This window comes from Flavobacterium pectinovorum (genome assembly GCF_900142715.1).
Classification (GTDB): domain Bacteria; phylum Bacteroidota; class Bacteroidia; order Flavobacteriales; family Flavobacteriaceae; genus Flavobacterium; species Flavobacterium pectinovorum.
Map to the genome: position 1 here is coordinate 639,428 of NZ_FRBX01000001.1, position 19,940 is coordinate 659,367.

A 19,940-nucleotide genomic window follows, 5' to 3' on the forward strand; every position below is an offset into this window, starting at 1 on the left:
ATTTTACTAAATTAGAATCATAATTTATTAAACTATGATAAATGTCATATTTATAGTCTTTTGCAATTTATAAACTTTGCATAAGTTAAAAAAAACAAATTATGAACGAGCAAGGTTGTTTTCATTGTGGCTTGACCATAGATAAAAATGAAGAAATCAATTTTGATGAAAAAAAGTTTTGTTGTAATGGCTGTAAAACAGTTTACGAAATTTTTAGTATTAATGATCTAACCTGCTATTACGATTTTGAAAAATCCCCTGGCGCTACTCCACAAGATATTCAGGGTAAATATGATTTCCTTGATAATGAAGCCATCTTATCAAAAGTCCTCGAATTTCAAGAAGGAAACACAGCCATTGCGTCATTAAACATCCCTCACATTCATTGTAGTTCTTGTATTTGGATTCTTGAAAACCTAAACCGATTACAGTCAGGAATAAGTATTTCTCAGGTTAATTTTCCCGAAAAACGAGTTCGAATTACCTATAACTCAGATGTTGTTTCCCTTAAAACAATTGTGTATTTGCTAAGCTCAATAGGCTATGAGCCTTATATTAGTTTAGAAAATTACGAAACAGGAAAAAGCAATATTGACAGAACGCTTACTTATAAATTAGGAGTTGCATTTTTTTGCTTCGGGAACATAATGTTGCTGTCATTTCCTGAATATTTTGAAATAAAAGAGTTTTGGCTCGACAATTATAAACCTTTCTTTAGAGCTTTAATCTTTGTTCTGTCATTGCCTAGTTTCTTATATTCCGCAAGTGGTTATTATGTTTCTGCCTATAAAAGTATTAAAGCTAAAATGTTAAACATTGATATTCCTATCGCTTTAGGGATTATTGTCATGTTTATCCGAAGTACTTTTGATATGATTATGGATTATGGTCCTGGTTTTTTTGACAGCTTAACAGGTTTGGTTTTCTTCATGCTGCTCGGAAAGATGTTTCAAATTAAAACCTATAGCTTTTTAAGTTTCGAAAGAGATTTTAAATCCTATTTCCCTATTGCAGTTACCAGAATTAATCAGGATATTTCTGAAGAAAGCGTTCCTATATATGATATTTTAAAAGGCAATCGTTTATTAATCAGAAATCAGGAATTAATTCCCGTTGATGGAATTTTGATTAGTGAAAAAGCCGAGATCGATTATAGTTTTGTAACAGGAGAAGAAGTTCCGATAACTAAAAAATCGGGAGATAAAATATTTGCAGGAGGAAAGCAAATTGGTAAAATTATCGAAATGGAAGTTTTGCATTCGGTTTCACAAAGTTACCTGACACAATTGTGGAGTAATGAAATCTTTCAAAAAAATGTAGATCAAAAACATAAAACCATTACAGATGTTATTAGCCGATATTTTACACCAATATTATTATTAATTGCTTTTGCAGGTTTTGGTTATTGGATATTTATTGATGCCAATATTGCTTTTAATGTTTTTACTGCGGTACTTATTGTAGCATGCCCTTGTGCATTGGCTCTTACAGCGCCATTTACTTTTGGAAATATTCTGAGAATTTTAGGAAAGCGAAAATTTTACCTGAAAAATGCTCTGGTAATTGAACAATTGGCAAAAGTTGATACGATAGTTTTTGATAAAACAGGAACAATTACAACAAATAAAAAAGCCAATATTACGTATGAAGGAGATTTAATTTCTGAAGAAAATAATGTGCTTATCAAAAATGTACTTCGGGCTTCAAATCATCCTTTAAGCAGAATGTTATATGATTTCTTACCGGAAACAAAGAAAATTAAAACAGATGATTTTCAGGAAATAACCGGAAAAGGAATCCAGGCAATAATCCAGAATAAACAAATTCAGATTGGTTCTGCTGAATTTGTTAGGAATTCGGTTTCAGATACATCAGAAATTGAAAAAACTTCACTTCATATTAAAATTGATAATGTTTATTATGGCAGGTTTGTGTTTAAAAACCAATATAGGGAAGGTCTGCAAGAGTTGTTTTTAGAACTTAGTAAAACATATCAAATCAAAGTATTATCAGGTGATAATGATGGAGAAAGAGAAAATCTCGAAGCCATTTTGCCTAAAAATACAGAGCTGATTTTTAACCAAAAACCAGAGCAGAAACTTGATTTTATCAAGAAACTTCAGGAAAAGGGACAGAACGTGATGATGGTTGGCGATGGTTTAAATGATGCCGGTGCTTTGGCGCAAAGTAATGTTGGAATTTCTATTTCAGAAAATGTCAATGTTTTTTCTCCGGCTTGTGATGCAATATTAGATGCAGGCGAATTTTCGCGACTCGATTATTTCCTGAAATTATCGCATAAATCAATTTCAATAATCAAGATGAGTTTTACTTTGTCATTGCTGTATAACGTTGTTGGTTTATCTTTTGCCGTTACTGGCAATTTACTTCCTTTAGTCGCGGCTATTATTATGCCATTAAGTACAATTACGATTGTAAGTTTTGTGACTTTTATGTCTAACTATTTCAGTAATAGTAATTTAAAATAATTATAAATAATAATAAGGTAATTTTTCCTACTTTTAGGATATCTTTTCAATCATGATAATTATCATATTTTACAAGCCTGTTACCTATTAATTTTGTTAACATAAATTTAGGGTATGAGTGTCATTTATCTATTAATTTCAGTAAGTATTTTTGTCGCAATCTGTTTCTTTATTGCTTTTATTGTCGCTGTAAAATCGGGACAATATGATGATGATTATACGCCCTCGGTCAGAATGCTTTTTGATGACGAGACCAAAATTACTTCAAAAAATAATATTTCACCAACCGAAGAAAAACAAGTATAATTATGGAAATGGAACAGTTTTATTACGACAACAAAATTGTAAAAAAATTCATTTACGCCACTATCCTTTTTGGAGTTGTGGGTATGTTAGTGGGGCTAACCCTGGCGGTTATGTACCTTTTTCCCAACATGACAGATGGGATCTCATGGCTTAGTTATGGTCGTTTAAGGCCTTTGCACACCAATGCGGTTATTTTTGCCTTTGTTGGAAATGCATTTTTTGCGGGTATGTATTACTCGTTACAGCGATTGCTAAAAGCCAGAATGTTTAGTGATTTTTTAAGTAATTTACACTTCTGGGGATGGCAGCTTATTATTGTTGCCGCTGCTATTACTTTGCCTTTAGGATATACTTCTTCAAAAGAGTATGCTGAATTAGAATGGCCAATTGATATTGCCATAGCGTTAATCTGGGTAGTAATGGGAATCAACATGATAGGTACAATGTTAAGACGTAGAGAACGTCATTTGTATGTAGCTATTTGGTTTTATCTTGCTACGTTTGTAACAGTTGCTGTTTTACACATTTTCAATAATATCGAACTTCCGGTTTCTGCTCTTAAAAGTTATTCAGTTTACGCAGGAGTTCAGGATGCACTTGTACAATGGTGGTATGGACATAATGCAGTTGCGTTTTTCTTAACGACACCATTTTTAGGTTTAATGTATTACTTTGTTCCAAAAGTTGCCAATAGGCCAATTTATTCTTATCGCTTATCAATTATACATTTCTGGTCTTTGATCTTTATTTATATCTGGGCAGGACCACACCACTTATTATATTCAGCTTTACCAAACTGGGCGCAAAACTTAGGAGTAGCATTTTCTATTATGTTGATCGCACCATCTTGGGGAGGAATGATCAACGGACTTTTAACTTTAAGAGGTGCGTGGGACAAAGTGCGTGAAGAGCCGGTTTTAAAGTTTTTCGTAGTAGCAATTACCGGATACGGAATGGCAACTTTTGAAGGCCCGATGCTTTCGTTAAAAAATGTAAATGCTATCGCACACTATACGGACTGGATTATTGCTCACGTACACGTTGGAGCTTTAGCATGGAATGGTTTCATGTCATTTGGTATCATTTATTGGTTAGTTCCAAGAATGACAAAAAGTAAAATATTCTCTACTAAATTGGCTAATTTCCATTTCTGGATTGGTACATTAGGAATTATATTATATGCTTTACCTATGTATGTTGCAGGGTTTCTTCAAGCCTCAATGTGGAAACAATTTAACCCTGATGGTACTTTGACTTACGGAAACTTCCTTGAAACCGTTACGCAAATCATGCCAATGTATTGGATGAGAGCAATTGGAGGTACTTTGTATTTAGTTGGGATGCTTACATTGGTTTACAATATTATCATGACAGTTAAAGCTGGTGAAACTGTTGAAGATGAATTAGCTCAGGCTCCGGCATTACAAAGAATAAGCAGTGGTAGAATAAATGGAGAAAAATTCCATTCATGGTTAGAAAGAAAACCAATTCAATTGACCATTTTGGCAACCATTGCCATTTTAATTGGAGGTGTAATTCAAATTGTACCAACAATTATGGTAAAATCTAATATTCCTACTATTTCAAGTGTTAAACCGTATTCACCTTTAGAACTTGAAGGCCGTGATTTATATATCAGAGAAGGCTGTGTAGGCTGTCACTCACAATCAGTTCGACCATTTAGAAGTGAAGTGGAGCGTTATGGACCACAATCAAAAGCAGGTGAATTTGTATACGATCATCCATTCCTTTGGGGATCAAAACGTACAGGTCCTGATTTGTTGAGAATTGGTGGGAAATATAATGATAATTGGCATTTTAACCACTTTTGGAATCCACAAAGTATTTCTGCAGGTTCAATTATGCCAGGTTATAAATGGTTATTTGATAATAAACCAATGGATATTTCTTTAACTCAAAAGAAAATGCAGGCAATGGTTTCTTTAGGTGTTCCGTATTCTGAATCTGAAATTTCAAATGCGCAGCAAACATTAAGAACTCAGGCAATATCAATCGAGAAAAACTTAGAAAACGATCCTGATTTTGTGAAAAGTTACGAGGAAAGCAAGAAAAATGCTGCTGCAAGAGGAGAAAAATTTGTTCCTATGAATGAAAGAGAAATTGTTGCTTTAATTGCATATATACAAAGACTTGGAACAGATATAAAAGTAAAAGAGACTAAATAATAGTATTATGTTCGAACAAATAAAACACAATATGGAGAATATATCGGGTATCGAAATTTACCCGATTCTCTCTCTGCTGATATTTTTCTTCTTTTTTGTATTCTTAGGTCTTTGGGTCTTTACATATAAAAAAGAAAAAATTAAGGAGATGAGTCAAATACCTTTAGATGAAGGAAATAGTTTAATTTCAAAAGATATTTAAAATGAAAAAATTTTTCCCAGTATATGTAAGAGTACCGGTGATTTTCTTCATCGTTTTCGGATTGATGGAGTATTTTATAGATTCAGGTGACAGAGCCGCTTTTATAAAATACCCAATGGTTTCAGTTTTTTTATTTGTATTTCTCTTCATTCTAATTGCAATTGAAATTACGTTAAGTGCTGTAAATCGTGTGATGTATCAATTAATGTCACCGGAAGAAAAGGCGCAGTCAGACTATGAAAACAGTTTAAGTCTAAAAGAAAGTACCTGGTACAAAGATCTAATGCATAAGCTTACTAAAACCCAGCCTATCGAAAATGAAGGGGCTTTGCTAATGGATCATGATTATGACGGAATTAAGGAATTGGATAATAATTTGCCGCCATGGTGGGTTTATCTGTTTTATGCCTGCATTATTTTTGGAGTAATTTATGTTGCCCGTTATGATGTTTTTGGTGCCGATGATCAGGAAATGGAGCTTAAAAAAGAAATGGCTCAGGCGAAAATTGATGTTGATGAATATCTTAAAACCGCACCTGATTTAATGGATGAAAAAACAGTTGTTTTGCTTACCGATAAAGAAAATTTAGATGCGGGAAAAGAAATTTTCATAACAAATTGCGCCGCTTGTCACCGAGCTGATGGTGGTGGACAAATCGGACCAAACTTAACAGATGATCGCTGGATTTTAGGAGGCGGAATTAAAAACTTGTTTCATACTATAACAAATGGAGGCCGTGATGGTAAAGGGATGATTTCATGGAAAGGAACCTTAAAACCTAAAGAAATTCAAAAAGTAGCCAGTTATATTTTGTCTTTACAAGGAAGTGATCCAAAAGATCCAAAAGAAGCAGAAGGGGAAGTTTGGGTTGATGAAAACGCTCCGCACCCCGATATAGCAAATGGAAAACCAGCTGATAGTACAGAAGTTAAAAAATAATAAGTCATGTCAAATTTACCAGACGAAGCATTTAGAGATACCATTGGAACTATTGACGAAGGTGGTAAGAGAAAATATATTTTTCCTAAAAAACCGTCTGGTAAATTCTATGATTATCGAAAATGGGTTAGTTATGTGCTATTGGCAATATTAGTTGCTAATCCATTTATAAAAATAAACGGAAATCAATTTATGATGTTCAATATTTTGGAACGTCGTTTTAATATTTTTGGTTTTCCATTTTGGCCACAGGATTTTTATCTTTTTGTAATTTCAATGCTCGTTGGTATTGTTTTTATAATATTGTTTACAGTAGTTTTTGGAAGAATATTTTGTGGGTGGATTTGCCCGCAGACTATTTTCTTAGAAATGGTTTTTCGTAGAATAGAATATTGGATAGACGGTGATCGTGGTGCACAATTAAGATTGTCGAGACAAGAATGGAATTCTGAAAAAATTAGAAAAAGAGTCATTAAATGGACTGTTTTTTTTCTAATTTCTTTCGGTATAGCAAATGTTTTTCTGGCTTATCTGGTTGGCAGCGATGCTCTTTTTTTAATGATTGAGCAAGGTCCTATTTCGCAAGCCAGTAATTTTATTGCGTTACTAATTTTTACAGGCGTTTTTTATTTTGTTTTTGTCTGGTTTCGCGAACAGGTTTGTATCATTGCCTGTCCATACGGTCGTTTGCAAGGCGTACTTTTAGATAATAAATCGATAAACGTCGCGTATGATTTTGTGCGAGGTGAAAAAGAAGAAGGACGTGCCAAGTTTAATAAAAAGGAAGACAGGGCTACTACCGGAAAGGGAGATTGTATTGATTGTCATCAGTGTGTGCATGTTTGCCCGATGGGAATCGATATTAGAAACGGGACACAATTAGAATGTACAAATTGTACTGCTTGTATTGATGAATGTGATTCTATAATGGATTCTGTTGGTTTGCCCAAAGGACTTATTCGTTATGCATCTGAAGATGAAATTGTAAAAAAGGAGCCTTTCAGGTTTACTGCCAGAATGAAAGGTTATACTGCGGTTTTATTTATTTTATTGAGTGTTTTTGTTGGAATGCTTTTTTTACGTGCCGATGTTCAGGCTATTATTTTGCGTTTGCCGGGACAGCTTTTTCAACATAAAGGCGATAAAATTAGTAATGTTTATACCTATAAGATCGTCAATAAAACAATGAAGGATTATAATGATATTCATTTTGAATTGATTGATCAAAAAGGAGATATTAAAAATGTTGGTAGTGAGCATTTTAAAATTATAAAAGAAGGAATTTCGCAAGGAACTCTTTTTATAGAAATTGATCAGGCTATTTTAGAAAGTGATAAAACCAAAGTAAAAATAGGTGTTTATAACGGAAATGAGTTGCTTGAAACCACCACAACAAACTTTTTAGGACCGCGAAGTTTTAATTAAAAAATAATACCATGAAAATAAATTGGGGAACCGGAATAGTGATAGCATTTGGGTTATTTATGACCTTTATTCTATATTTTGTTTTTGAAGTACAGTCAAATAGTAAATATGATAATGATTTGGTTGTAGAGGAATATTACAAACATGACTCGCATTTTCAGGATGAAATGGCCCGAATTCAAAATGCACATGATTTGCAGCAAAGACCAACTATAAAATATGTTGCGGACGGAGTAGAAATAATTTTTCCTGTAAAATTTGAAAGTGATAAAATAAAAGGAAACATATTATTATACAGACCTTCAAACAAGAAATTCGATTTTAATACGCCTATCGCTTTAACAAAATCTTCATTATTAATTCCTAAAAACAAACTCATCAAAGGCCGCTGGGATGTTAATATGGAATGGCAATACGATGGTAAAAAATACTTGTCAAAAGAGGTTGTTTATGTAAATTAATAAGATGAAAAATGTTGTATTCTGCTTTCATATTCGGACTAATTAGTAGTTTTCACTGTATAGGAATGTGTGGTCCAATTGCCATGATGTTGCCTGTAGATCATCAAAATGAAGTGAAGAAAACAACTCAAATTGTTACCTATCATATTGGCCGCTTAACAGCGTATGCAACAATTGGGTTAATCTTTGGATTACTAGGGAGAGGTTTCTTTCTGGCGGGGTTACAACAAAAAATGTCTATTTTTATTGGAATATTGATGATAATCGTTGTTTTGATTCCGGAAAAAATATTTTCAGAATACAATTTTTCAAAACCCGTTTATAAGCTCATTTCAAAAATCAAATCTAATTTAGGAAGTCATTTTAAAAACAAAAGTTATAAATCGCTTTTTATAATCGGGCTTTTAAATGGCTTTTTGCCATGCGGAATGGTCTATGTAGCTTTATTTGGAGCAATAGCAATGCAAAGTGCGGGTTATGGAGTTTTGTACATGCTTTTATTCGGATTAGGTACCATTCCTTTAATGACGGCGGTAGTATATTTACATTCTTTATTAAAAATGTCTTTTAGAAATAAAATACAAAAAGCAATTCCTTATGTTGCTGTGATTATTGGTATTTTATTTATTCTTAGAGGTCTGGGACTTGGAATTCCGTATTTATCTCCATCAAATATGAGTTTATTTGTGCAGCAAGCTCCTAATTGTCACTAAATCTAAACCGTCATAGAAAACAAGCTGGTTTCTGGAGATTTTCTTTTTAAATGTAAATCAAAAGCCATACAAATATTGCGTACAAAAGGCCTTCCGGCTTCTGTAATTTTAATTTTATTTTCTTCAATCACAATTAAATTGTCGTTTTCTATTTCTTTTAAATCTGAGATTACATTTCCAAGATCTTTAAAATAAAGATCTTCATTGCTCCATGAAGTTTCAAATTCGCATGTTAGATTTAGAATATGTTTTCGAATAATCAAATCCTCATTATCAAGAATGTGCCCTTTTACAACAGGCAGTTTATCCCATTCCAATAATTGATAATAATCTTCCAGGTTTTTAGTGTTTTGTGCAAAACTGTACCAGCTATCGCTAATCGATGAAACACCCAAACCAATCATCAATTGTGTTTTTGAGGCACTATATCCCATGAAATTTCTATGAAGCTTTTTGTTTTGAGATGCTTTATACAAACTATCTGATTGTAATGCAAAGTGATCCATTCCAATTTCGTGATAACCATTTTTAGAAAGTACTTGTTTTCCTATTTCGTATAGTTTTCTTTTTTCGGCATCTTTTGGAAGGTTCTCTTCATCAAATCCACGCTGACCATTTCCTTTTATCCATGGCACGTGTGCATAGCTATAAAAAGCTAATCTGTCTGGTCTTAATGAATTTGTTTTTTCAACCGTATCCACAACATCTTCAATTGTTTGAAATGGCAGTCCGAATATAATATCATGACCTATAGAAGTGTATCCAATTTCTTTTGCCCAAAAAGTTACTTTTGCAACATTGTGAAAAGGCTGAATACGATGAATTGCTTTCTGTACTTTTTCAGCATAATCCTGAACGCCAAAACTTACTCGGCGAAAGCCTAAATCATATAATTTTTTAAGCTGTTCGTAAGTTGTATTATTTGGATGCCCTTCAAAACTAAATTCGTAATTCTTTGCCTTATTGGCAAAACAAAAAATGCCATTTATAAGATGTTCTAAATTATTTGTTGAGAAAAATGTTGGTGTTCCTCCGCCTAAATGTATCTCTTTTATTAAGGGTTTTTCCGGAAGTAATCTGCAATAAAGGCTCCATTCTTTTAGCAGCGCTTTTATATAAGTTTCTTCGACTGAATGATTTTTTGTGATACGTTTGTTGCATCCGCAAAAAGTACACATGCTTTCGCAAAAAGGCAAGTGAATGTACAAGCTAATTCCGTTTTCAGAATTGCTTTCTGAAAAAGCTTTCTGAAACGATTCTATCCATTTTTCCTGGCTAAAACCAGCTTCGTTCCAATACGGAACAGTTGGATAGCTCGTATATCTTGGACCAGGGACATTGTATTTTTGGATCAGTGAAATCTTCATAAGAGTACATTTTTGGACTATCAAAATTAATTAACAGGCTTAAAATATAAAATGATAAATGTCATATTTATCGTAAAAAAAAAGAGACTCAAAATGAGCCTCTTTTTACTGAATTAAATAACTAACACTAAATAGAATCCTGAATGATTTTAAGCCATTTTTTTGCAAACTGATGATCTTGATAAGCACTTATTTGCTTAATTCTGTCGTCGTCAAAATCGTAGAATGGAATCGTGATTTTTTTTGATGTTTCTTTTTCCTGAAACTCGAAATCAATTTTTAAGATTGTATCTGAATTTCCGTCAGTAGTTGGAATTAATTTGCAGGATGAAACCGTTTTTAAATCTACAAACGTTGATTCTTGTTTATTGGGATTGAAATTCATTAAAATAAATTTTCTGTTTTTTTGATCAATCGTCAGCGTTTTATTGCTTTGAGATTCTGTTAAATCAAAATCTTCCGGATTTACCGGATTGAATTTCTTTTTGATATTTAAGATCTTTGATTTGTTTGCAGCACTTGTTCGTGCAGAAAAATATACCGGAATGGCTACTATGATCGCAATCACAATACCAATTACAGTTACACTTGTATCCATTATGTTTTTAAATTTGAATTAAATTACATGAAATAACAAACTGTTTTCGTTGTTGAAAACGGCCTGATTAATTTTGGAAGAAGATATTCTTCCCGATAAGTTTCATTAATTTAATTACCAGAAATAATGGAAGGGATAGAGCAATAAAGATATTTTCTTACTCTGATTTGAGAATTGATTGGCAAAATTTGTTGTTGATTTTACAACCTGATGACCGGGAATTGTCATCAATAAAGTTTCAAACCATTTAATTAAAACTGATTGGCTTGTTTTTATATTAGCCGCAAAATGATAACTGGCTTGTGGTTGTATAAATTCTGATGTGTCAACATTTTCTACTGAAAAGGCAGGATTCGTTTTTTTATTTTCAATTTTTGGTACACCAGCTTCATTTGCCTGAAAAGCAAATAAAGTGATGATCAAAAGTGATACAAAAATAATTGTTTTACGAATCCAATTCATGGTGGCGAAATTAGTTCATAAAATACAATAAACGAAACTTTAAAATGCTAATTAATGTTAAAAGAAGACATATCTATCCCCAACAAATGTAAAAAGTCGAGGATAAATCGTGTTATTGCTGCATTTTGAAATAATAATCGGCTGAATGTTTTCCGCCTCCATAAATCAAAAAGAAAATACAAAGTAATAATACAGCTATTGCCAAAATTAAGCTTTGAGAATGCATGTGTCCCATAAAATTAACAAGGACAGCTCCAAATAAAATTGGTAACTGAGCAGCTATTGCCCAACGGGTTAGCAATCCAAAAACAATCATAATCCCGCCGATCATGTGAGCTGGTGCGATGTAATGCAAAAGAAACATTCCGCCGCCAAAACGATCAATAGGAGAAATCAAATCATGTAAATACTGGACATTCGTTACAAATGAAACTCCTTTCATAAATAAAAAAACACCCAATACAATACGTACTAAATCTACTGGTAAATAAGTGTGCGAATTGGCCCATTTATTTAAACTTTTTACATTTTCCATGATACTACGCTGATTAAAAATTACACACTAAGTTACTAATTTTTAATGAGATAGTTATTTTTTAGAGACTTAAAAATAAATTATGTATTATTTTTTTACGCATTTGAAAAAAAACTAAAAAGTTATACCTGAATAACGCCTAAATTAAATGGTTTTTGAATAGGAGCATGGTTGGCAGCTTCGATTCCCATAGAAATCCAGGTACGTGTATCTAGAGGATCAATAATAGCATCTGTCCATAATCTTGAAGCAGCATAGTAAGGTGAAGTTTGCTCATCGTAGCGTGCTTTTATTTTATTGAATAATTCAGCTTCTTTGGTTTCGTCTACGATTTCTCCTTTTGCTTTAAGCGAAGAAGCTTCAATTTGTGCTAATACTTTTGCAGCCTGAGTTCCGCCCATAACGGCAAGTTCTGCACTTGGCCAGGCAAAAATTAATCTCGGATCATAAGCTTTTCCGCACATGGCATAATTTCCTGCTCCGTATGAATTACCTACGATTACAGTAAATTTTGGAACTACTGAATTACTAACTGCATTTACCATTTTGGCGCCATCTTTAATGATTCCGCCATGCTCAGATTTTGAACCCACCATAAAACCGGTAACATCTTGTAAAAATACCAACGGAATTTTCTTTTGATTACAATTGGCAATAAAACGTGTCGCTTTATCGGCACTGTCAGAATAAATTACGCCACCAAACTGCATTTCTCCTTTCTTGGTTTTTACAACTTTTCTTTGATTTGCAACAATTCCAACAGCCCAGCCGTCGATTCTGGCATAACCTGTTATAATAGTTTGGCCATAACCGTCTTTGTAAGCTTCAAACTCAGAATTATCAACCAAACGATTAATAATTTCCATCATATCATATTGCTCGTTTCGTGCTTTTGGCAGAATTCCGTAAATATCTTTTGGTTCAAGAGCTGGTTTTTCAGCTTTGATTCGGCTGTAACCGGCTTTATCAAAATCACCAATTTTATCTACAATATTTTTTATTTTATCAAGAGCGTCTTTATCGTCTTTTGCTTTGTAATCTGTCACGCCGGAGATTTCGCAATGTGTTGTTGCTCCGCCAAGCGTTTCATTATCAATAGTTTCTCCAATGGCCGCTTTTACGAGATAACTTCCAGCAAGGAAAATACTTCCGGTTTTATCTACAATTAAAGCTTCGTCGCTCATAATAGGCAAATAAGCTCCTCCGGCAACGCAGCTTCCCATTACGGCAGCAATTTGCGTAATTCCCATGCTGCTCATTTGGGCATTGTTTCTAAAGATTCTGCCAAAGTGTTCTTTATCAGGAAAAATTTCATCCTGAAGCGGTAAATAAACCCCGGCACTATCCACTAAATATATAATTGGCAATCTGTTTTCCATGGCAATTTCCTGCGCACGAAGATTCTTTTTTCCTGTAATAGGAAACCAGGCTCCCGCTTTTACAGTAGCATCATTGGCCACTACAATGCATTGTTTTCCACGAATATATCCTATTTTAATCACAACTCCGCCTGAAGGGCAGCCGCCATGTTCAGCATACATTCCGTCTCCAACAAATCCTCCAATTTCAATACTTTTTGAATTTTCATCAAGCAAATAGGCGATACGTTCACGCGCTGTCATTTTGCCTTCGGCATGTAGTTTTTCAATACGTTTTTCTCCTCCGCCCAATTTTATTTTGGTGAATCTTTGCTTTAATTCAGAAAGTAATAGTTTATTGTGATCTTCGTTTTTATTGAAGTTTAAATCCATAAGAAATTGAGGTTTTTACAAAATAGTGTTGGCTAATTTACAAAATCAATTGAAACCCACATAATAAATTATATTCTTTACGCAGAATAAAATCAGATTTATTGCTATTTGAATTTTTAAACTAAATTCACTTTTTTTAACTTAATTTGCTGTTTCATACTAATTGGTATTTTTTATGTCTAAAGCTGCAAACACCCGACTTACAATTCTTCAAAAAGCATTTGAACTGATTTATTCAAAAGGTTATCAAACCACGAGTATCGATGATATTATTGCGACAACTCAGGTTACAAAAGGTGCTTTTTATTACCATTTTAAAACAAAGGACGAAATGGGTGTTGCTATTATTGAGGAAATTTTAAGACCTACAATGCTGGAAAGTTTTATAAAACCAGTAGAAAATTCAGCAAATCCAATTGAAGATTTTTATAACATGATTTCGTATTTACTTCTCGATGATCCTTTTTTGCAGGTAAAATATGGCTGCCCGGTTGGGAATTTAACGCAGGAAATGACACCGTGGAATAACCAGTTTAGTAAAGCTTTGACTGAATTGGTCGATCAATGGAAAATTACTATTGAAAAAGCTGTTGCAAATGCTCAAAAATCAGGATTAATAAGGAAAGATGTAAATGGCGAACAAGTTGCTTATTTTATAATGTCCGGTTATTGGGGAATACGAAATTTTGGTAAATTACAAGATAATAATTCCTGCTATATAGTTTATTTAAAAGAGTTTAGGAATTATTTGAATAGTTTGAAATAAAATCAATTTCAAAAACATACTAATTAGTATGTTTTTGAATATATTTGCATTGTCTAAATCAAAAAACAATGTATCAAACTCTTTTAATTTGCCATTCTTTTCTTAGATGGCTCGTATTAATAAGCTTATTGTATTCTATTTTCAGGGCTTATAAAGGTTACACTTCGCAATTATTATTTACCAAAACTGATAATGCTGTTCGACACTGGACGGCAACAATTGCGCATATTCAATTAATTTTTGGGATTTTAATTTATGTACAAAGTCCGATCGTGAAATATTTTTGGAAGAATTTTTCAGAAGGAATTCAAAATTCTGAAACTGCATTTTTTGGAATACTTCATATTTTCCTGATGTTAACCGGAATTGTTTTAATTACAATTGGTTCGGCTTTAGCCAAAAGAAAAAAAGCAGACAATGATAAGTTTAAAACTATGTTATTGTGGTTTTCAGTTGCCTTATTGATCATTTTTATTGCCATTCCCTGGCCATTTTCTCCATTTTCAAACCGACCTTATTTTAGATAATTATGAAACATTTACTTCAGACAAACATTGGAAGATTACGCATTATTGGATTTTTAGAAGGAACATCCTTATTGATATTATTATTTATTGCTGTTCCTTTAAAGTATGTTTTTGCAGAACCATTTCTAACCAGAATTATGGGGACAATTCATGGCGCTTTATTTTTGCTTTTTATTTTTAATACAATAAGCGTAGGAGTAGAGCAGAACTGGAAATTTAAAGATACAACATGGAAAGTCCTTTTAGCTTGTATAATTCCGTTTGGAACTTTTTATATTGATGCTAAAATTCTAAGTAAAATTGAAATAATGTCTCAACAGTAAAATCAATTTAAATTATGGTTTTAGTATTTAAAACAAATGTCAATTCTTCTTCGAAAGTAAAAAGAATTGCTCCAAAATTGAATACCCTATTTCCGAATTCAAAATGGAATTTTGATCTTGAGGATTGTGATCGAATTTTACGATTTGAATCGGAGAATGATATTATGAAAGAGATTATTTTTTTGATGAAAATTTTAGGTTTTGAATGTGAAGCCTTGTAAATAAATCTTTCACTTACTGTATAGAGCAAAAAAAACAGAAGTCACCTTCTGTTTTTTTATATAATTGTTTTTGGATTATTTTTTAGAATCACAAACCATTCTTTTTAAAATAGCCCATTGTTTCAAAGCATCACGAGCTTCTACTGCAGGATATCCTAACATGGTTTTTCCGGCAGGAACATCTCCGGTAACACCAGAACCAGCACCAACAATAGCGCCGTCACCAATTGTAGTATGGTCTTTTATAGATGCACTTCCGCCGATTATAACTCCGTTTCCTAAAGTTACTGACCCGGCCAAACCACTATTTCCGGCCATGATACAAAATTTACCTAATTTACTGTTATGTCCAATTTGAACTAAGTTATCAATTTTACAACCATCACCAAGAACAGTTGAACTAAATTTGCCACGATCGACACAAGTATTTGCACCAATTTCAACTCCGTTTCCGATAATTACGTTTCCAATTTGTGGAATTTTTACCAAGCCTTTTTCACTGCAAGGACGGAAACCAAAACCATCTGCACCAATTGTCGCATTTGGATGGATAATGCAATCGCTGCCAATATGACAACGCTCACGAACTACAGTTCCGGACCAGATAATTGTATTTTTACCAATAGTACATTCATCAAGAATTGTTACGTTTGGATAGATGGTCGCATTAGCACCAATTTCTACTTTTGGGCCAATATAACAACCCGCACCAATTCTTGCTCCTTCACCAATAATAGCTGTTTCATCAACTGTTGCAGTTTTGTGAATATTAGTATGGAATATTGGAGTAGGCGGAGCAAAAAGGGCTAAGATTTGAGACATAGCCAAATCAGCATTTTTTACCTTAATAAAAGCACGATTGTCTCCCGGCTCTATCGAAATGTCTTCGTTTACAACTGCAATTGAGGCTTTTGAACCTTCCCAGTATTTTTCATATTTTTTATTTCCTATAAATGAAATTTCTGAAGTTGTAGCTTTTTCTAACTGCTCTGTTGCTGTAACGCATTGTGAAGTTGTGCCATAAATTACACCATTAATTACTTCATTAATTTCTTGAATTGAATAGGATTTCATCGAATGAATTTAATAGATTGTGGGGTTATTTTTTGCCAAATAAAATCAATTAGATTCGAATTACCTAATCTTATTTTGAAGTTTTTTAAATTCTTTTTTAAATAATAGTTTAAATATTACAAAATTAACATAAAAGCTATTAAAATATTGATATGTTTTTAATTTATTGAACTTTGTTTAAATTTAAATTAATGCTCAAAACATCTTTTTTAAATAAAATTATCTGTCATAATTAGTGCTGAAATGTTTTCTATTTGGTTGTTTTTCAATTTGATATAAACCAATAAGAGAATACACACTCTTGCAGTTTTTTATAAAATAAACGAGTATTCAGTTGTGTGAATTTTTTATTTTTTTTCAATTGCGAAAATTCATTTTTAATGTTTTTTGAAATTTATCGACAAAAACGGTAGTTGAAGTTTTAGTTAAAAAAATGAATAATCTTAATTATAGAGATTTATTTTTAAAAGCTATGAAATTTGCAGGACAATTCTTCTATTTTGCTTTTTTGTTTTTAATATATAACGCTTCATATTTAGTTCTTTAGAGTGAAAATAAGAAACTAAAAAGCGACTCATTTAATTAAAAATGAATCGCTTTAAAAATGAAGTAAAGGTTATTTACTCTTTTATTTTAGAAAGAGAAATCGCATTTATGCAATAACGTAAACCGCTTGGTTCGGGACCATCAGGAAAAACGTGACCCAAATGCGCATCGCAGGTATTACAAACTACTTCAACACGAATCATTCCGTATGATTTGTCGGCGTGATATGCAATTGCATTTTCCTGAATTGGTTGTGTAAAAGAAGGCCATCCGGTTCCTGATTCAAATTTTTCAGAAGCATCAAAAAGCACAGTGCCACAACATTTACATTCGTAAATTCCCGGATCAAACAAACTGCAAAGCTCAGAACTAAAAGATCTTTCTGTTCCTTTTAAACGTGTTACCTGATATTCTTCAGGAGTTAAAACTTGTTTCCATTCTTCTTCGGTTTTTTCCACTCTTTTTTCAGGAGTTGGATTTCCGTTATTCGAAAAACGAATTATATCTGCCCATTTTATCATAGTCGTATTTTTTTTAACCATTAAGACATTAAGAAAAATAAGTCTTGGTTCTTTATTATTTTAAACCATTAAGATAATAAGAAAAATTAAGTTTTAGCTTAATGAAACTTAATATCTTAATGGTTTAAAGAAAAATTTTAAATGTTTTAAAATTTATTCTTCTTCTTTTTGTCCCATCATCATTAAGAAAGCTTTCAGAAACGGATCAATATTTCCGTTCATCACGCCGTCAACATCGCTGGTTTCATAACCTGTACGAACATCTTTTACCAATTTATAAGGCTGCATTACGTAATTACGTATTTGCGAACCCCATTCGATTTTCATCTTTCCGGCTTCGATATCGGCACGTTGCGCTTGTTGTTTCTTTAGTTCAATTTCGTACAACTGAGAACGCAACATTTGCATGGCACGTTGTCTGTTATCTTGCTGAGAACGCGTTTCAGAACATTGAATCTGGATTCCGGTTGGTTTATGTACCAATTGTACTTTGGTTTCAACCTTATTTACGTTTTGTCCTCCAGCACCACTTGAGCGAGACGTTGTAATTTCGATATCGGCAGGATTAATGTCAATTTCGATACTATCATCAACAAGCGGATAAACATAAACAGATACAAACGACGTGTGACGTTTGGCATTACTATCAAAAGGTGAAATTCGCACCAATCTGTGTACACCATTTTCTCCTTTTAAGTAACCAAAAGAATAATCACCTTCAAATTCTAAAGTAACCGTTTTAATACCGGCAACTTCACCTTCCTGAAAGTTCAGTTCTTTTATTTTATAGCCATAACTTTCTCCCCACATCATGTACATACGCATTAGCATTCCGGCCCAGTCACAACTTTCGGTTCCTCCGGCTCCTGCAGTAATTTGAACAACAGCGCTTAAACTGTCTCCTTCATCAGAAAGCATGTTTTTGAACTCGATGTTTTCAATATGATCCTGCGTTGTTTTGTAATGCTCGTCTAATTCTTCTGCAGAAAGTTCTCCTTCTTTATAAAAATCATACGCCAATTGCAATTCATCAGTAAGTTCGATTGCTCTGTTATAATCTTCGATCCATTTTTTCTTGTTTCGAAGGTTTTTTACAATGACTTCGGCTTCTTTTGCGTTGTTCCAAAAGTTGGGTGCGAAGGTTTTTTCCTCTTCGTTGGCAATTTCGATTAGCTTGGCATCGACGTCAAAGATACCTCCTCAACGCACCAAGGCGCTCCACAATACCTTTTATTTGTTCGGTAGTTGTCATAAATTAATATTAGTTTTATATGTTTTTTATAAATATTACGTTAATTTGGTTCTAGGATATTCCCAAGTTAAAATTTACTAAAACTTGCCAAGAATAACTATAAGTAATACGTAATTTTGTTGTACAAAAATAAGATATAGTTTTTAGAATATGGAAATAAATTTAATTAGCGATACCATTACCAAACCTACCTATGAAATGTTGCAGTATATGTTTAACGCTCAGGTTGGTGACGATGTATACAAACAAGATCCTACAGTTATCGAATTAGAGACAAGGGTAGCTGAGTTTTTTGGTATGGAAGCAGGACTTTTTTTTCCATCCGGAACTATGGCCAATCAAACCGCAATTAAATTACACACACAACCCGGCGAACAATTAATTGCAGATAAATATGCACATGTTTATCATTATGAAGGAGGAGGGGCTTCTTTTAACAGCGGTGTTTCATGCTGTTTAATAGATGGAAATAGGGGAATGATCAATGCAGCGCAGGTTGCAGCGGCAATCAATGATCCTGAGTTTTATCACAGTCCGTTAACGAGTTTGGTTTGTGTAGAAAATACAACCAACAAAGGTGGTGGCGCTTGTTATGAATTAGAAGATTTAAGAGAAATAAAAAAGGTTTGCGACGACAATAATCTGAAATTTCACTTAGATGGTGCCAGAATTTGGAATGCATTAGTTGCCAAAAGACAAAATCCGAAAGAATTTGGAGCAATTTTCGATACAATTTCTGTTTGCTTATCAAAAGGATTGGGCGCTCCTATAGGTTCTGTATTGTTAGGGAGTAAAGCTGATATTCACAGAGCGTTGAGAATCAGGAAGATATTAGGCGGAGGAATGCGTCAGGTTGGTTATTTGGCAGCAGCCGGATTGTATGCTTTGGCACATAATATCGAAAGATTAGCCGAAGACCACAGAAGAGCTAAAGAAATTGCAGCAGTTTTAAGTACAAAACCATGGGTTGCGGCAATTGAACCTGTTGAAACCAATATTTTGATTTTTTCATTGGCCGAAGGTTATAACGATCAGCTTTTAATAGAAAAACTAAAACAGAAAAATATTTCCATCAGTTCAATGGGACATAATAAACTTCGTATCGTAACGCATTTAGATTACAGAGAAGTAATGCATACTTATGTGATTGAAACGCTTCAAAAGTTTTAGGAAGAAGGTTCAAAGTTGCAAAGGTTCAGAGGGACATAAAAAAAAGATGCACAGTTTTGTGCATCTTTTTTTGTTTAAAAGTTTACAAAATCAAAAACCTTTGAA

General features: G+C 33.1%; 21 protein-coding genes. 13 read left to right on the top strand and 8 right to left on the bottom strand.

Annotation, left to right across the window (positions count from 1 at the left end):
• Window positions 1-101 precede the first annotated feature (101 nt).
• From BUE22_RS02585 to BUE22_RS02620, 8 genes are all read left to right on the top strand, one after another.
• Window positions 102-2,489, top strand: coding sequence for a heavy metal translocating P-type ATPase (locus tag BUE22_RS02585; RefSeq protein WP_073393583.1), 2,388 nt, complete (start codon window positions 102-104; stop codon window positions 2,487-2,489).
• 114 nt (window positions 2,490-2,603) lie between these two features.
• Window positions 2,604-2,795, top strand: coding sequence for a cbb3-type cytochrome oxidase assembly protein CcoS (ccoS, locus tag BUE22_RS02590; RefSeq protein WP_042564196.1), 192 nt, complete (start codon window positions 2,604-2,606; stop codon window positions 2,793-2,795).
• Window positions 2,796-2,797: 2 nt separating this feature from the next.
• Window positions 2,798-4,981 carry a cytochrome-c oxidase, cbb3-type subunit I gene (ccoN, locus tag BUE22_RS02595; protein ID WP_073393585.1) on the top strand — a complete coding sequence of 728 codons (2,184 nt, stop codon included), beginning with the start codon at window positions 2,798-2,800 and terminating at the stop codon, window positions 4,979-4,981.
• A gap of 7 nt (window positions 4,982-4,988) precedes the next feature.
• Complete coding sequence (locus tag BUE22_RS02600) at window positions 4,989-5,183, top strand: cytochrome c oxidase subunit IV (RefSeq protein ID WP_042564198.1); 195 nt, start codon at window positions 4,989-4,991, stop codon at window positions 5,181-5,183.
• Window position 5,184: 1 nt separating this feature from the next.
• Entirely contained in the window at window positions 5,185-6,123 is a 939-nt protein-coding gene (locus BUE22_RS02605; protein WP_073393587.1) for a cbb3-type cytochrome c oxidase N-terminal domain-containing protein, read from the top strand.
• Window positions 6,124-6,129: 6 nt separating this feature from the next.
• On the top strand, window positions 6,130-7,548 hold the full coding sequence (gene ccoG / locus BUE22_RS02610; RefSeq protein WP_073393589.1) for a cytochrome c oxidase accessory protein CcoG: 1,419 nt from the start codon (window positions 6,130-6,132) through the stop codon (window positions 7,546-7,548).
• An 11-nt stretch (window positions 7,549-7,559) separates the two neighbouring features.
• The gene (locus BUE22_RS02615) at window positions 7,560-8,009 is read left to right on the top strand and encodes a FixH family protein (protein ID WP_073393591.1); all 450 of its coding nucleotides are present in this window, start codon (window positions 7,560-7,562) and stop codon (window positions 8,007-8,009) included.
• An 11-nt stretch (window positions 8,010-8,020) separates the two neighbouring features.
• Entirely contained in the window at window positions 8,021-8,722 is a 702-nt protein-coding gene (locus BUE22_RS02620) for a sulfite exporter TauE/SafE family protein (RefSeq protein WP_073393593.1), read from the top strand.
• A 2-nt stretch (window positions 8,723-8,724) separates the two neighbouring features.
• On the opposite strand, the gene hemN is transcribed toward BUE22_RS02620, so the two are convergent.
• From hemN to BUE22_RS02645, 5 genes are all read right to left on the bottom strand, one after another.
• Complete coding sequence (hemN, locus tag BUE22_RS02625) at window positions 8,725-10,089, bottom strand: oxygen-independent coproporphyrinogen III oxidase (protein ID WP_073393594.1); 1,365 nt, start codon at window positions 10,087-10,089, stop codon at window positions 8,725-8,727.
• 127 nt (window positions 10,090-10,216) lie between these two features.
• Window positions 10,217-10,687, bottom strand: coding sequence for a hypothetical protein (locus BUE22_RS02630; protein WP_073393596.1), 471 nt, complete (start codon window positions 10,685-10,687; stop codon window positions 10,217-10,219).
• Window positions 10,688-10,801: 114 nt separating this feature from the next.
• Complete coding sequence (locus BUE22_RS02635; protein WP_042564205.1) at window positions 10,802-11,149, bottom strand: hypothetical protein; 348 nt, start codon at window positions 11,147-11,149, stop codon at window positions 10,802-10,804.
• A 112-nt stretch (window positions 11,150-11,261) separates the two neighbouring features.
• Entirely contained in the window at window positions 11,262-11,684 is a 423-nt protein-coding gene (locus BUE22_RS02640) for a DoxX family protein (RefSeq protein ID WP_073393598.1), read from the bottom strand.
• A gap of 122 nt (window positions 11,685-11,806) precedes the next feature.
• Complete coding sequence (locus tag BUE22_RS02645) at window positions 11,807-13,435, bottom strand: acyl-CoA carboxylase subunit beta (RefSeq protein ID WP_073393600.1); 1,629 nt, start codon at window positions 13,433-13,435, stop codon at window positions 11,807-11,809.
• Window positions 13,436-13,610: 175 nt separating this feature from the next.
• Between BUE22_RS02645 and BUE22_RS02650 the strand changes: the two genes are divergently transcribed.
• The 4 genes from BUE22_RS02650 (at window position 13,611) to BUE22_RS02665 (ending at window position 15,272) form a co-directional block, all read left to right on the top strand.
• On the top strand, window positions 13,611-14,201 hold the full coding sequence (locus BUE22_RS02650) for a TetR/AcrR family transcriptional regulator (protein WP_042564208.1): 591 nt from the start codon (window positions 13,611-13,613) through the stop codon (window positions 14,199-14,201).
• A 68-nt stretch (window positions 14,202-14,269) separates the two neighbouring features.
• Complete coding sequence (locus BUE22_RS02655; RefSeq protein ID WP_042564209.1) at window positions 14,270-14,728, top strand: hypothetical protein; 459 nt, start codon at window positions 14,270-14,272, stop codon at window positions 14,726-14,728.
• A gap of 2 nt (window positions 14,729-14,730) precedes the next feature.
• The gene (locus BUE22_RS02660) at window positions 14,731-15,051 is read left to right on the top strand and encodes a DUF3817 domain-containing protein (RefSeq protein ID WP_073393602.1); all 321 of its coding nucleotides are present in this window, start codon (window positions 14,731-14,733) and stop codon (window positions 15,049-15,051) included.
• Window positions 15,052-15,065: 14 nt separating this feature from the next.
• Window positions 15,066-15,272, top strand: coding sequence for a hypothetical protein (locus tag BUE22_RS02665; RefSeq protein ID WP_042564211.1), 207 nt, complete (start codon window positions 15,066-15,068; stop codon window positions 15,270-15,272).
• A 75-nt stretch (window positions 15,273-15,347) separates the two neighbouring features.
• Here the strand turns inward: BUE22_RS02665 and lpxD are convergent, their stop codons facing one another.
• The 3 genes from lpxD to prfB form a co-directional block, all read right to left on the bottom strand.
• Complete coding sequence (lpxD, locus tag BUE22_RS02670; protein WP_073393604.1) at window positions 15,348-16,346, bottom strand: UDP-3-O-(3-hydroxymyristoyl)glucosamine N-acyltransferase; 999 nt, start codon at window positions 16,344-16,346, stop codon at window positions 15,348-15,350.
• 620 nt (window positions 16,347-16,966) lie between these two features.
• A complete protein-coding gene (gene msrB / locus BUE22_RS02675) occupies window positions 16,967-17,413 on the bottom strand; it encodes a peptide-methionine (R)-S-oxide reductase MsrB (protein WP_042564575.1) in 447 nt (148 codons plus the stop codon).
• Between the two features lie 153 nt (window positions 17,414-17,566).
• Window positions 17,567-18,665 (bottom strand): peptide chain release factor 2 gene (gene prfB, locus BUE22_RS02680; protein ID WP_124020539.1). Its coding sequence is split into 2 segments (ribosomal slippage): window positions 17,567-18,601 and window positions 18,603-18,665, totalling 1,098 coding nucleotides; the frame shifts between segments, so codons are not numbered across the junction.
• A gap of 150 nt (window positions 18,666-18,815) precedes the next feature.
• On the opposite strand from prfB, the gene BUE22_RS02685 reads away from it, so the two are divergent.
• On the top strand, window positions 18,816-19,835 hold the full coding sequence (locus BUE22_RS02685; RefSeq protein ID WP_073393606.1) for a threonine aldolase family protein: 1,020 nt from the start codon (window positions 18,816-18,818) through the stop codon (window positions 19,833-19,835).
• The last annotated feature ends 105 nt before the right edge of the window (window positions 19,836-19,940 follow it).